The sequence below is a fragment of the Ornithinimicrobium kibberense genome, assembly GCF_006519705.1.
GTDB classification, from domain to species: Bacteria; Actinomycetota; Actinomycetes; order Actinomycetales; family Dermatophilaceae; genus Ornithinicoccus; species Ornithinicoccus kibberensis.
The window spans coordinates 86,311-100,148 of the sequence record NZ_VFXM01000003.1 but is presented as its reverse complement, the minus strand read 5'-3'; the positions used below and the strand labels follow the sequence as shown (position 1 = coordinate 100,148).

10 protein-coding genes are annotated in these 13,838 nt (G+C 73.0%); 5 read left to right on the top strand and 5 right to left on the bottom strand.

The features are described 5' to 3' along the window. The first annotated feature begins 136 nt into the window (after nt 1–136). On the top strand, nt 137–1,945 hold the full coding sequence (locus tag FJR00_RS03300; protein ID WP_141337449.1) for an L-lactate permease: 1,809 nt from the start codon (nt 137–139) through the stop codon (nt 1,943–1,945). Nucleotides 1,946–2,054: 109 nt separating this feature from the next. Here the strand turns inward: FJR00_RS03300 and FJR00_RS03295 are convergent, their stop codons facing one another. The 4 genes from FJR00_RS03295 to aceB all read right to left on the bottom strand — a co-directional run bounded on the left by FJR00_RS03295 (nt 2,055) and on the right by aceB (nt 8,061). Beyond that, nucleotides 2,055–3,521: a (Fe-S)-binding protein gene (locus tag FJR00_RS03295; protein WP_337678381.1), complete on the bottom strand. Its 1,467-nt coding sequence runs from the start codon at nt 3,519–3,521 to the stop codon at nt 2,055–2,057. Beyond that, nucleotides 3,521–4,810, bottom strand: a complete 1,290-nt coding sequence (locus FJR00_RS03290) for an FAD-binding oxidoreductase (RefSeq protein WP_141337448.1) — start codon at nt 4,808–4,810, stop codon at nt 3,521–3,523. Before FJR00_RS03290 ends, FJR00_RS03295 begins: the two co-directional genes overlap by 1 nt. After that, entirely contained in the window at nt 4,810–6,360 is a 1,551-nt protein-coding gene (locus FJR00_RS03285; RefSeq protein ID WP_083664167.1) for an FAD-linked oxidase C-terminal domain-containing protein, read from the bottom strand. Before FJR00_RS03285 ends, FJR00_RS03290 begins: the two co-directional genes overlap by 1 nt. Nucleotides 6,361–6,435: 75 nt before the next feature. Further along, the gene (gene aceB, locus FJR00_RS03280) at nt 6,436–8,061 is read right to left on the bottom strand and encodes a malate synthase A (protein WP_075958362.1); all 1,626 of its coding nucleotides are present in this window, start codon (nt 8,059–8,061) and stop codon (nt 6,436–6,438) included. Nucleotides 8,062–8,237: 176 nt separating this feature from the next. Here aceB and FJR00_RS03275 point away from each other — a divergent pair, with 176 nt between their 5' ends. From FJR00_RS03275 to trmB, 3 genes are all read left to right on the top strand, one after another. Continuing rightward, nucleotides 8,238–8,666 (top strand): GNAT family N-acetyltransferase, encoded by a 429-nt coding sequence (locus FJR00_RS03275; protein WP_141337447.1) that lies wholly within the window; start codon nt 8,238–8,240, stop codon nt 8,664–8,666. A gap of 104 nt (nt 8,667–8,770) precedes the next feature. Next, the gene (gene lepA / locus FJR00_RS03270; protein ID WP_141337446.1) at nt 8,771–10,639 is read left to right on the top strand and encodes a translation elongation factor 4; all 1,869 of its coding nucleotides are present in this window, start codon (nt 8,771–8,773) and stop codon (nt 10,637–10,639) included. After that, complete coding sequence (gene trmB / locus FJR00_RS03265; RefSeq protein WP_238330279.1) at nt 10,636–11,415, top strand: tRNA (guanine(46)-N(7))-methyltransferase TrmB; 780 nt, start codon at nt 10,636–10,638, stop codon at nt 11,413–11,415. Before lepA ends, trmB begins: the two co-directional genes overlap by 4 nt. Nucleotides 11,416–11,440: 25 nt before the next feature. Here the strand turns inward: trmB and ppk2 are convergent, their stop codons facing one another. Beyond that, nucleotides 11,441–12,331 carry a polyphosphate kinase 2 gene (gene ppk2 / locus FJR00_RS03260; protein ID WP_075958359.1) on the bottom strand — a complete coding sequence of 297 codons (891 nt, stop codon included), beginning with the start codon at nt 12,329–12,331 and terminating at the stop codon, nt 11,441–11,443. 77 nt (nt 12,332–12,408) lie between these two features. Here ppk2 and hemW point away from each other — a divergent pair, with 77 nt between their 5' ends. Further along, entirely contained in the window at nt 12,409–13,632 is a 1,224-nt protein-coding gene (hemW, locus tag FJR00_RS03255; protein ID WP_141337445.1) for a radical SAM family heme chaperone HemW, read from the top strand. Nucleotides 13,633–13,838: the final 206 nt, after the last annotated feature.

Here is a 13,838-nt window from a genome sequence, read left to right as displayed (position 1 = left end):
ACGCCACCCTTGACGCACCAACCGGGGAGGGGCATAGTGCGTCCCGGAATGGTCAGTCCATTCCCGCGCGGACGGCCGGATAACCCGGTGGCGGCGCGGGTCGTGGGCCGACGTCACCGCCCGGAAAGGTGTCGACGTGGACAACCTCGCAGTGCTCAGCCTCCTGGCCATCGCGCCCATCGCGGTCGTCGGCGTGCTGCTCGCCGGCTTCCGCTGGCCGGCCAAGTACGCCATGCCCGTCGGCTACGTGGTCACCGTGGTCATCGCCATGGCCGTGTGGCAGATGCGACCGGCGGCCGTGGCCGCGGCCACCATCGAGGGCGTGATCATCGCGGTCACCCTGCTCTACATCGTCTTCGGCGCACTCCTGCTGCTCGCCACGGTCATCTCCAGCGGGGCGATGAGCACCATCCGGGCCGGTTTCACCTCCATCTCGCCCGACCGCCGGGTGCAGGCGATCATCATCGGCTGGCTCTTCGGCTCCTTCATCGAGGGCGCGTCCGGCTTCGGCACGCCGGCGGCCGTCGTCGCACCGCTGCTGCTGGCGCTCGGCTTCCCGGCCATGGCCGCCGTCATGGTCGGTCTGATCATCCAGTCCACGCCCGTGTCCTTCGGAGCCGTCGGCACGCCGATGATCGTCGGCGTCGGCGGCGGGCTGCAGGACGGCGCCGGCGTCGACGAACGTGCGGCCGAGCTGGGGCTGAGCTACGACGGCCTGGTCGCCGAGATCGCCTTCCAGACCGCCGCCATCCACGCGATCGCGGGTCTGCTGATCCCCCTGGCCATCGCGGTGTTCCTCACCGGCTTCTTCGGGGAGCGCCGCTCCTTCGCCGAGGGGCTGCGGATCTGGCCGTTCGCCCTCTACGCCTCCCTCGCGATGACGGTCCCCTACGTGCTGGTCGCGCGCTTCATCGGTCCCGAGTTCCCCTCCCTCATCGGTGGTCTGCTCGGGCTCACCCTGGTGATGTTCACCTCCAGCCGTGGGTTCCTCATGCCCAAGGACACCTGGGACTTCGGGCCCCGGGCGTCCTGGGAGGAGCGCTGGATGGGCTCCCTGGACACCGACCACCTCGGCGAGGAGCTGGACACCCGCAAGCGGATGGGCATCGTCACCGCCTGGAGCCCCTACGTCGTCATCGCCGTCCTGCTGCTGGCGACCCGCCTCATCGAGCCGCTGACCAACGCCCTGCGCTCGGACGCACCGTGGGTGACCATCCCGTTCGAGAACATCCTCGGCACGGGCATCAGCACCACCTGGCAGTGGCTCTACAGCCCGGGGACGGTCTTCATCGTCACCGTCCTGATCACCTACGCCCTGCACAAGATGAACGGCCGCCAGATCAGGGCGACCTGGTCGGTCGCGGCCAAGCAGCTGCTCGGCACCGCGGTCGCGCTGGGCTTCGCGGTGCCCCTCGTGCGGCTGCTCATCCGGTCGGGTCCCGACTTCACCAACTCCGACCTGGCCTCGATGCCGGTGACCCTCGCCGAGGGGGCGGCCGCCGTGGCCGGGGCCAACTGGCCGCTCGTGGCACCGTGGATCGGGGCCCTGGGAGCCTTCGTGGCCGGGTCCAACACCGTGAGCAACCTGACGTTCTCGCTGTTCCAGTTCGCGACCGGCAACGAGATCGGGGTCGCGCCGGAGAGCGTCGTGGCGGCCCAGGCCATCGGCGGCGCGGCCGGCAACCCGGTCGCCATCCACAACATCGTGGCCGCCTCGGCCACGGTCGGCCTGCTGGGCCGGGAGGGCGACCTGATCCGCAAGACGGTGCTCATCACCACCTACTACAGCCTCGTCGGGGGCGCCGTGAGCTTCCTGTGGATCTACGGCATCGGGTTCAACGCCGGGCTGATCCAGCTGGTGCTGCTGGTGGCCCTCCTCGCCGGCCTCGTGGTGTGGATGATCGACCGCGACAAGAAGATCCCCCAGGTGCAGACGCCGCGCTGACGCCGGCTGCACGACCCGCGGACGACGCCGTCCCGCCCGCACCGACCGGGCGGGGCGGCGTCCCCGCGCGAGGCGGTCCTCCGGGCCGTGGGGCCGGGAGGACCACCCGTCAGAGCAGGCGCTCGCCCCGGATGGCGGCGTCGAGCACGACGGCGGTGTGCACGAACGGCACCGGCCGGCCGGCCCGTTCCAGCGCCTGGCTGATCTGCATCAGGCAGCCGGGGTTGGCGGTGACGAGCAGGTCGGCCCCGGTGGACAGGATGTTGGCCGCCTTGCGGTCGCCGAGCTCGGCCGCCGGCTCGGGGTTGAGGATGTTGTAGACGCCCGCGGAGCCGCAGCAGATCTCGGCGTCCGGGATCTCGACCAGCCGCACCCCGGGGATGCCGCGCAGCAGCTCCCGCGGCTGACGGACCACCTGCTGGGCGTGCCGGAGGTGGCAGGCGTCGTGGTAGGCGATGACGACCTCGCCGTCGGTCCGGTCGTCGTCCGCCGGCGCGGCTCCCACCGGGTGGCGCGGGGCGACGGGACCCAGCTCGACGAGGATCTCGGACAGGTCCCGCACCTTGTCGCTGAACGCCCGGGCCCGGTCGGCGTAGTCGGGGTCGTCGGAGAGCAGGTGGACGTACTCCTTCATCGTGGAGCCGCAGCCGGCGGAGTTGACCACGACCGAGTCCACCCCGGCCTCCTCGAAGGTGTCGATGAGACGACGCGCGAACTCCGCACCCTCCTCCTCGCGGCCCGTGTGCACCGAGAGGGCGCCGCAGCACCCCTGGCGCCGGGGCGCGACGACGTCGCAGCCCTCGGCGGCCAGCACCCGGGCGGTGGCGGCGTTGACCTCGCCGAAGAACTCCCGCTGGACGCACCCGGTGAGCATGCCCACGACCGCCCGCCGTGGCCCCAGGGCCGGGGTGCGCTCGGGCACCTCCACGCGGGGACCGAGCGGGGGAGCCAGCGACTGCATGACCTCCAGCTCGGGGCTGACCCGGCCGACCAGGCCGGTCCGTCCGACCAGCCGCAGGGCTCCGGTGCGCTGGGCCAGCCGCAGGGGACCACGCAGCGCCCTCAGCCGTGCCGGGTGGGGGAACAGCCCGAAGATGAGGGACCGCAGCGCCCGCTCGCGGGCGGGCCGCTCGACCCGGCGCTCGATCTGCGCCCGGGTCGTCTCCAGGATGCGGTCGTAGCGCACGCCGGACGGGCAGGCGGTCACGCAGGCCATGCAGCCCAGGCAGGCGTCCAGGTGGGCCACGGTGGAGCCGGTCAGCGGCGCCCCCTCCCGGGCCGCGCGGACGAGGTCGATGCGTCCGCGGGGGCTGTCCATCTCCTCGCCCCAGAGCTGGTAGGTCGGGCAGGTGGTGAGGCAGAACCCGCAGTGGACGCAGTCGTCGAGCAGCTCGGTGCTGGGGGGACGGTGGTCGTCGAACGCCGGGTCCGCCACGACGCCCGAGCTCAGGCCGCGCACGGCCGGCATCCCCAGGTGGGTGACGTCCTGCGCGGCGGGCACCCGGGCGGGCTGGGTCGTGGTCGGCAGGCTGGTCGAGGCCGGCGACATGGTCGGGCGGGGGCGGGGGCGGTCCATCACAGTCCTCCGACGAAGCGTCCGGGCGCCAACGCCCGGGTGGGGTCGAACTCGTCCTTGACGCGGCGCATCAGGTCCAGGCCGGGCACCTCGCCCCAGCTGTCCGTGACCGCCTTGACCTCGGGCGGGGCGTCCAGCACCACCGTGGAGCCGCCGAGCCGTTCGCTCACGGCCCGCAGGTCGTCGAGGGCGGCCCGGGCATCCTCCGGCGCCGATGCTGCGGGCAGGAGCGCGTGCAGCACCCCCACGCCCGCCGACCCGGTCACCGTCATCCCGTGGGCGACGGCCGCGGCGACCAGCTCGGCCACCCCGGAGATGCGGGCCGTGGCGCGCACGAGCACGGGCCGCTCGTCGTGCGCGGCCGCGAGGGGACGGGCCCACCAGCCGGGGGCCCGGTCGGTGGACGACACGGACGGGGCGCCGCGCGAGGCGAGGGGGGCCAGCACGTCGACGAGGCGGGCCGCGCGCGCCTGCACCCCGCCGTCGGTGCCCCCCAGCAGGACGGCCACCTGGGGGGCCTGGCCGGGGCGGGCGTGCACCTCCAGGGCCTGCGGCACGGTCTGGGAGTGGACGGCCGAGCCCAGCACGGTGGCCAGGTCCTCCTCGGCGACGTCGAGGACCACCCACCGCTGCGCCTGCGGCAGGGGGTGCAGCCGGACGGTCACCTCGGTGACGACGGCCAGCGTGCCGAACGACCCGGTGAGCAGCTTGGCCAGGTCGTAGCCGGCGACGTTCTTGACGACCCTGCCGCCGGCCTTGGCGACCGTCCCGTCGGCCCGCACGAACCGGACGCCGATGACCAGGTCGCGCACCGAGCCGGTCCACAGCCGCCGGGGGCCGCAGAGGTTGGTGGCCACGGCACCGCCCAGGGTGGAGCCGCGCACCTCGGCCCCCCCGGCACCCGCCACGGGAGGGGCGGCGTCCGCCACCAGGTCGTCGACGACCAGCTGGTGGCCGCCCTCGGCGAGCCGCTCGGCCAGCCGGGCCAGCGGCATGCCCGCGCCCGCGATGGCGATCAGGTCCCCCCGGGAGTGCTCCACGAGCGCGTCCATCGCCGTCGTCTCCAGGATGACGTCGAGACGCTCCGGGGGCCGGCCCCAGGCCACCTTCGTCCCGTGCCCGCGCACGACGACGGCCAGGCCCTGCGCGTGGCAGGCGCGCAGCAGGGCCGAGGTCTCCTCGGTCGACCCCGGCCGGGCGACGACGCGGGCCGGGACCCCGTCGACCTGGTCCTCGGGTCCGGCCTCCCGGACCGGGCAGGTGCCCGCCAGCTGCTCGAGCGGGGTCATCAGAAGAGCTCCACGCCGTCGGTGGCCAGGGCGTGCGCGCCCTGGACGACCCGGGGCCGCTCTCCGCAGAGCCGGGGCGTGGGGTAGATCTTGCCGGGGTTGGCGATGCCGTCGGGGTCGAAGGCGCAGCGCACCAGCTGCATGGTGTCCAGGTCCTCCTCGGTGAACATCCGCGGCATGTAGCGGGCCTTGTCGGCGCCCACGCCGTGCTCGCCGGTGATCGACCCGCCGTGCCGGATGCACAGGTCGAGGATCATCCCGGACACCTCCTCGGCGCGTTCGGTGGCGCCCTCCTCGGCGGCGTCGAAGAGCACGAGGGGGTGCAGGTTGCCGTCGCCGGCGTGGAAGACGTTGGCCACGCGCACGCCCCGCTCGGCGCTGATCCGGGACATCTCGCGCAGCACCTCCGGCAGCGCCGTCCGGGGGACGACGCCGTCCTGCACGATGTAGTCGGGGGAGATGCGGCCGACGGCCGCGAAGGCCGACTTGCGGCCCTTCCAGATCTCGGCCCGCTCGAGGGCGTCGGTGGCCATCCGGAACTCGAAGGCGCCCTGCTCGGCACAGATCCGTTCCACCTGGTCGTACTCGTGGGCCACCTCCTCGGCCGCACCGTCCAGCTCGACGACGAGCACGGCCCCGGCGCCGGCCGGGTAGCCGCAGGAGACGGCCTTCTCGGCCGCCTCGATGGCCAGGGCGTCCATGATCTCGATCGCGGCCGGCACGATGCCCGCGGCGATGATCGCGCTCGTCGCGGCCCCCGCCTGGTCGATCGTGGCGAAACCGGCCAGGACGGTGCGTACCTCCTCGGGCAGCCGGGTCAGCCGCACGACGGCCCGGGTCGCCACGCCCAGCGTCCCCTCCGAGCCGACGAAGGCGCCCACGAGGTCGTAGCCCGGGGCGTCGGGGGCCTCGGTGCCCAGGCGGACCTCCTCGCCCGAGGGGGTGACCAGGTCCAGCGCCAGCACGTGGTTGGCGGTGAAGCCGTACTTGAGGCAGTGCGCGCCGCCGGAGTTCTCCGCGACGTTGCCGCCGATCGAGCAGATCTGCTGGCTGCTCGGGTCGGGCGCGAAGTAGTATCCCCGGGGGTTGGCCGCCTTGGTGACCTGCAGGTTGATCACCCCAGGGTCCACGACGGCCCGCTGGTCCTCGGGCCGCAGCTCGTGCAGCGTCCGGAGCCGGCTGGTGACCAGCAGCACCCCGTCGGCGCGGGGGAGGGCGCCCCCGGACAGGCCGGTGCCGGACCCGCGGGCCACGAAGGGCACCCGGTGCCGTGCGCAGGCCCGCACGGTCTCGGTGACGTGGTCGGCGGAGTCGGCGAGCACCACGAGCGCAGGCGTCACCCGGTAGGCGGCGAGCCCGTCGCAGGCGTAGGTCTCCAGCTCGGCCGGGTCGGTGAGCAGCAGGGGGTCGGGGACGGCGCCGCGCAGGTCGGCGAGGACCTGCGCCACCGTCCCGCCCCGGGCGGGGCCGCCCTCCTGGGCACCCTCCCCGCCGCGGGCCCGCACGTCAGCCTGGGGGGCCGGTCCACGCACCTCGGGCTCGAGCGTCATACCTCGACCTCCTCGTCGTCGCTGGTCCCACCCTAGGACGGCCCCGGTGGGGGCCGCCCGTCGGGTCGCCGGCGCTCAGGGCATGGTCTCGTAGGCCGGGACGGTGAGGAAGTCGGCGAACTCGTCGGCCACCGCCACCTGCAGGAACAGGTCCTTGGCGGGGCCGTAGTCGACACTGCCGTCCGCGGCCCCCGGCAGGGTGGGCACGATCTCGTCGGCGAGCCGCCGCACGAGCTCCCGGGTCACCGTCTCCCCGGTGTCGGCGAGGGTCACGTCGTTGTGGATCCACTGCCAGATCTGGCTGCGGGAGATCTCGGCGGTGGCGGCGTCCTCCATGAGGTTGTGGATGCCGACGGCGCCGCGGCCGGTGAGCCACACGGCCAGGTACTGGACCGCCACGTCGATGTTGGCCCGCAGCCCCTCCTCGGTCACCTCGCCCGGGGTGCCCTTGACGTCGAGCAGCTGGTCGGCCGTGACCTGCACGTCCTCCCGGGTGCGGTCCACCTGGTGGGGCTGGTCGCCGAGCACGGCGTCGAAGACCTCCATGCAGGTCCCGACCATGCCCGGGTGGGCCACCCACGACCCGTCGAACCCGTCCTCGGCCTCGCGCTGCTTGTCGCCCCGCACCTTGGCGTAGGCCGCGGCGTTGACCTCCTCGTCCTTGGACGGGATGAACGCGGCCATCCCGCCGATGGCGTGCGCGCCGCGCTTGTGGCAGGTGCGCACGAGCAGGTCGGTGTAGGCGCGCATCATCGGCGCCGTCATCGTCACCGCGTTGCGGTCCGGCAGGACGTAGTCCCCGCCACGGGTGCGGTAGGTCTTGATCACGCTGAACAGGTAGTCCCAGCGGCCGGCGTTCAGGCCCGCGGAGTGCTCGCGCAGCTCGTAGAGGATCTCCTCCATCTGGAAGGCGGCGGGGAGCGTCTCGATCAGGCACGTGGCCCGCACCGTGCCGCGGGGGATGCCGAGGTGCTCCTGGGCGATGACGAAGGCGTCGTTCCACAGCCGGGCCTCGAGGTGGTGCTCCATCTTCGGCAGGTAGAAGTAGGGGCCCTTGCCGGCGTCCAGCTGCGGCTGCGCGCAGGCGGTCATGTAGAGGGCCATGTCGACGAGGCCGCCGGAGGTGCGCTGCCCGTCGACGAGGACGTGCTTCTCGTCCAGGTGCCAGCCCCGGGGGCGCACGACGATCGTCGGCAGCCGGGACTGGTCGGTGGTGGCCAGCGCGTACTCCTTGCCCTCGGGGGAGGTGAAGGAGATGGTGCCCAGGACGGCGTCGCGCAGGTTCAGCGGCCCCTCGACCACGTTCTCCCACATCGGGGTGTTGGCGTCCTCCTGGTCGGCCAGCCACACCCGGGCCCCGGAGTTCATGGCGTTGATCGTCATCTTGCGGTCGGTCGGGCCGGTCATCTCCACCCGTCGGTCGACGAGGCCGGGCGCGTGCTCGGCCACCCGCCACGAGTCGTCCTCGCGGATCTGGCGGGTCTCGGGCAGGAAGTCGAGGTCCTGACCGTCGGCCACCGCCGCCACGACCTCCGCGCGGGCAGCCAGCCGCTCCTGCCGCCGGGTCTCCAGCTGCCGGTGCAGGGCCGCCACGAGCTCGAGGGCGGACCGGGAGAGGATCTCCTCGTAGCCGGGCCGGAGCGCGCCGGTCACCTCCACACCCTCGGGCAGGTCCAGCACGGGCGTCGTCGCATCGGTCATCCGAGTCCTCCTGGTGTTCCGCATAATGGAATGAAGCGTCCGTCGTGTGGAATGAGAGTCTACCGGCCGCGTCGGTCCCCGACCACCCCCCGCGCCCGGCCCGGCATGTGGCCCCCGTCACCCGCGGGGTGGTGGCCCGCCCGTCCGTCGGGCGGCGGGTCGCCTACAGTGACGGGGTGGGTGCGCACGAGATCGTCATCACGGCCGACGAGGTGCCGGGTCGGGAGGACCTCGTCACGCTCTACGACGCGGTCGGGTGGTCGAGGTACACCACCGACCCCGAGGTGCTCGAGGCCGCGGTGCGCGGGTCGACCCGGGTGGTCGTGGCCCGCTACGGGGAGGACCTGCTGGGCCTGGCCCGGGTCGTCTCCGACGGGGCCACCATCGCCTACCTGCAGGACGTGCTGGTCCGGCCCGAGCTGCAGCGGGAGGGGGTCGGCCGAGCACTCGTCCACGCGGCGATGGAGCCGTTCGCCCACTGCCGTCAGAAGGTGCTGCTCACCGACGACGACCCCGCCCAGCGGGCCTTCTACGAGTCGTTGGGCTGGGTCGAGGTCCGTGAGCACGGCGACGGCCGGCTGCGGGCCTTCGTGCAGATCGCCTGAGCCGTCCCGCGCCCGCACGGTCGCGGGTTCCGTCCTCGCCCCCGGTCCGTGGGAGACTGGCGGGACCGCCCGCCCCCACTCCATACCCGAGGTTGAGACCCAGCGTGTCCCCGCTCGCCCGCAGCAAGACCGACTCCGTGCCGCAGCCGGCGTCCACCCCGCCGGAGCTCATCCGCAACTTCTGCATCATCGCCCACATCGACCACGGCAAGTCGACGCTGGCCGACCGGATGCTGCAGGAGACGGGGGTCGTCGAGCAGCGCCTGATGCGGGCCCAGTACCTGGACCGCATGGACATCGAGCGCGAGCGCGGGATCACCATCAAGTCCCAGGCCGTGCGCATGCCGTGGGCCGTCGACGGGTCCACCCACATCCTCAACATGATCGACACGCCCGGGCACGTCGACTTCACCTACGAGGTCAGCCGCAGCCTGGCCGCCTGCGAGGGGGCGGTGCTGCTGGTCGACGCCGCGCAGGGGATCGAGGCGCAGACCCTGGCCAACCTGTACCTGGCCATGGAGAACGACCTGGTCATCATCCCGGTGCTCAACAAGATCGACCTGCCGGCGGCGCAGCCGGAGAAGTACGCCGAGGAGCTGGCCGGCCTCATCGGCTGCGACCCGGCCGAGGTGCTGCAGGTCTCCGGCAAGACGGGCGCGGGCGTGCCCGAGCTGCTGGACCGCATCGTCGAGCTCGTGCCGCACCCGGTCGGGGACGCCGACGCGCCCGCCCGCGCGATGATCTTCGACTCGGTCTACGACACCTACCGGGGCGTGGTGACCTACGTCCGCGTCGTCGACGGGGGGCTGTCGCCCCGCGAGAAGATCGCGATGATGTCGACCAAGGCGACCCACGAGCTGCTCGAGATCGGCGTCATCAGCCCCGAGCCGGTGCCCTCCCAGGGTCTGGGCGTGGGCGAGGTGGGCTACCTGATCACCGGCGTCAAGGACGTGCGCCAGTCCAAGGTGGGGGACACCGTCACCGGGGCCGGGCGGATGGCGACGAAGGCCCTGGGCGGCTACCACGACCCGCGCCCGATGGTCTTCTCCGGGCTCTACCCCATCGACGGGTCCGACTACCCGCTGCTGCGGGACGCCCTCGACCGGCTCAAGCTCAACGACGCGGCCCTCGTCTACGAGCCGGAGACCTCGGCCGCGCTGGGGTTCGGCTTCCGGGTCGGCTTCCTCGGCATGCTGCACCTGGAGATCGTCCGCGAGCGCCTCGAGCGCGAGTCCGGCCTCGACCTGATCTCCACCCTGCCCAACGTGGAGTACGAGGTCCGGCTGGACGACGGCACCGTCGTCGAGGTGACCAACCCCAGCGAGTTCCCCTCCGGCAGGATCGCCTCGATCACCGAGCCGGTCGTGCGCTCGACGATCCTGGCCCCCAGCGAGTACATCGGCGCCATCATGGAGCTGTGCCAGACCCGTCGGGGGACCCTCAAGGGGATGGACTACCTCTCGCCCGAGCGGGTCGAGATGCGCTACACCCTGCCGCTGGCCGAGATCGTCTTCGACTTCTTCGACGCCCTCAAGTCCCGGACCAAGGGCTACGCCTCGTTCGACTACGAGCCGGACGGCTCGCAGGAGGCCGACCTGGTCAAGGTGGACATCCTCCTGCAGGGCGACACCGTGGACGCCTTCAGCGCGATCGTGCACCGGGACAAGGCGTACGCCTACGGGGTCCAGATGGCCACCAAGCTCAAGGAGCTCATCCCGCGCCAGCAGTTCGAGGTGCCCGTCCAGGCCGCCATCGGCGCCCGGGTCATCGCCCGCGAGACCATCCGGGCCATCCGCAAGGACGTGCTGGCCAAGTGCTACGGCGGGGACATCAGCCGCAAGCGCAAGCTGCTGGAGAAGCAGAAGGAGGGCAAGAAGCGGATGAAGATGGTCGGGTCCGTCGAGGTGCCCCAGGAGGCCTTCATCGCCGCGCTCTCCCAGGACGGCGGGGCGGCCGAGAAGGCCAAGAAGTGACCCGGGAGGACCCGCCGGTCTCCCTCCGCGGGCACTACGCCCTCGGCCACCCGGTCATCGGACCCCGTCCGCTGGCCCGGACCCGGTCCTTCACCCGCCGGGGCGGGCGGATGCCGCACACCCACCAGCGCGCCTGGGACCAGCTCTCGGCGCAGGTCGTCCTCGAGGTCCCCCGCGCCGCGGGGGACGCCTCCACGGTCGTGGACCCGTCCTTCCGGCTCGACCCGGAGCAGGTCTTCGGGCGGTGCGCACCGCTCGTGGTCGAGGTCGGGTCCGGGGCCGGGGACGCGCTGGTCGCCGGGGCGCTCGCCTCCCCGGGCCGGGACTTCCTGGCCCTGGAGGTATGGCGTCCGGGCACCGGTCACGCGCTCGCCAAGATGGCTGCGGCCACCGGTGGGCAGGCCCTGCCCAACGTCCGGGTCGTCGAGGTGGACGCGGCGCTTGCCCTGCGGACCATGCTCGAGCCCGGCACCGTCGAGGAGGTGTGGACCTTCTTCCCCGACCCGTGGCCCAAGGCCCGCCACCACAAGCGTCGGCTGGTCGGCCCCGACTTCACCGACGCGGTGGCCGACCTGCTGCGCCCGGGCGGCCGGTGGCGGCTGGCCACCGACTGGGACGACTACGCCCGGGTGATGAGGGACGTCGTCGGTGCCGAGCCGCGGCTGGAGCTGGAGTCCACCGACCGCTTCCCGCTGCGCCCGGTCACCCGCTTCGAGCGCCGCGGCACCGAGGCCGGCCGGCGCATCACCGACCTGACCTACGTGCGGGTCGACTGATCCCGGCGGCGCGGGGCGGGGGCCTCTAGTCCCCGACGGTGTTGCGGGCCCGCTTGACGAGCCGCGGGTCGGGCCGCAGGACGACGTCGTGGTCCTTGCCCTCGTAGTCGAACTGGGACAGGAAGTGACGCATCGCGTTGATCCGGGCCCGCTTCTTGTCGTTGGACTTGATCGTCATCCACGGTGCCCAGTCGGTGTCCGTGCGTCGGAACATCTCCTCCTTGGCGGCGGTGTAGTCGTCCCACCGGTCCAGCGACTCCAGGTCCATGGGGGAGAGCTTCCACTGCCGCACCGGGTCCAGCTGACGGATCGCGAACCGGGTGCGCTGCTCGGTCTGGGTCACCGAGAACCAGAACTTGGTGATCGAGACGCCGGAGTCGACGAGCATCTTCTCGAACTGCGGCGCCTGCTCCATGAACAGCTCGTACTCGGCGTCCGAGCAGAACCCCATGACCCGTTCCACCCCGGCCCGGTTGTACCAGGACCGGTCGAAGAGCACCATGTCGCCGCTCGTGGGCAGGTGCTCGATGTACCGCTGGAAGTACCACTGCCCGGCCTCGACCTCGGTCGGCTTGTTGAGGGCCACGACGGTGGCGCCGCGCGGGTTGAGGTGCTCCATGAACCGCTTGATCGACCCGCCCTTGCCGGCCGCGTCTCGCCCCTCGAAGACCAGCACGTGCCGGCTGCCGTTGTCCTTGGCCCAGTACTGGAACTTGAGCAGCTCCACCTGCAGGAGCCACTTCTCGACCTCGTAGTAGTCCCGGGTCATCCGCTCGGCGTAGGGGTAGTCCTCGCGCCAGGTGTCGACCGCGCTGCCGTCCGGCGTGATGAGGTCCGGGTCCGACCCCTGGTCGTCCCGGACGGTGTACCCCTCGTCGCGGAGCCGGTCGATGTACTCCCGGAGACGTTGCTGCACCCTCCGACCCTATCGCCCGGCCCCCGTGCGTCGCGGGACGGGGCGGTCCGTCCCCGGCCGTCGGCGACAATGGGGGAATGCCCTCGACCTTCCCGCCCGGAGACCCCGCGCCCCCGGACGGGGCGCTGCCCGCCACCGCCCTGGAGGGTATGGCCGCGCGCACCCTGGGGGTGTACCTGCACGTGCCCTTCTGCCGGGTCCGGTGCGGCTACTGCGACTTCAACACCTACACGCTCCCCGAGCTGGGGGCCGACGCCGACACGGGCCGCTACCTGGGGGCGGCGCTGGCCGAGGTCGAGCTGGCGGGCCGGGTCCTGGCGCCGGGCGACCCGCCACCGGCCAGCACGGTCTTCGTTGGCGGGGGGACCCCGACGATGCTCGCCCCGGCGGCCCTGGGGGCGTTGCTCGGACGCGTGCGCGACACCCTCGGCCTGACGGACGAGGCCGAGGTCACGACCGAGGCCAACCCCGACACGGTGACCCCGAGGGTGGCCGAGGAGCTGGCCGCCCAGGGGTTCACCCGGGTCAGCCTCGGCATGCAGTCGGTCGTCCCGCACGTCCTGCGCACCCTGGACCGTACCCACGACCCCGCCAACGTCGAGCGGGCCGTCGCCGCCGTCCGGGCGGCCGGGCTCCAGGTCAGCCTCGACCTGATCTACGGCACGCCGGGGGAGTCCCTGGAGGACTGGCGGAGCAGCCTCGAGACGGCGGTGTCGCTGGAGCCCGACCACGTGTCGGCCTACGCCCTGGTGGTCGAGGAGGGCACCCGCCTGGCGGCCCAGGTCCGCCGCGGCGAGCTGCCCGCCCCGGAGGACGACGACGAGGCCGACAAGTACGAGCTGGCCGACCGTGTCCTCGCCGGGGCCGGCTACGACTGGTACGAGATCTCCAACTGGGCCCGGGGCGACGCGCACCGGTGCCGGCACAACGTGGCCTACTGGCGCGGTGGCGACTGGTGGGGGGTCGGACCCGGGGCGCACAGCCACGTCGGCGGGGTGCGGTGGTGGAACGTCAAGCACCCACGGGCCTACGCCGACCGGCTGGCCGAAGGCCTCAGCCCGGCCCACGCCCGGGAGGTGCTGGACGACGGGCAGCGCCACGACGAGACGGTGCTGCTGCGCTCGCGGCTGGCCGAAGGCCTGCCGACCGACCTGCTGAGCGCCCCGGCGCGGACGGCCGTGGCCGGCCTCGTCGCCGACGGGCTCGTGGACGGTCCGGCGGCGGTGCGGGGCCGGGTCGTGCCGACCCTGCGCGGTAGGCTGCTCGCCGACACCGTGGTCCACCGGCTGCTGCCGGGCTGAGCCGAGATCCGGGTCCCCCGTCCTCGACACGCCGGTGCCCGCTGCGCCCCGCCGGGAGCGGGCGCCGGTAGAACGGGAACGAGGAGCAGCCCCTGCCGGGTATGAGCCGGCAGGGACTGGCCCCAGACGATGGTGGCCCGCTTCGCGGCGTATGAGGTCGCGAAGCGGGCCACGGTCGGACGTGACGTCCCGACCGGTGCGCAAGG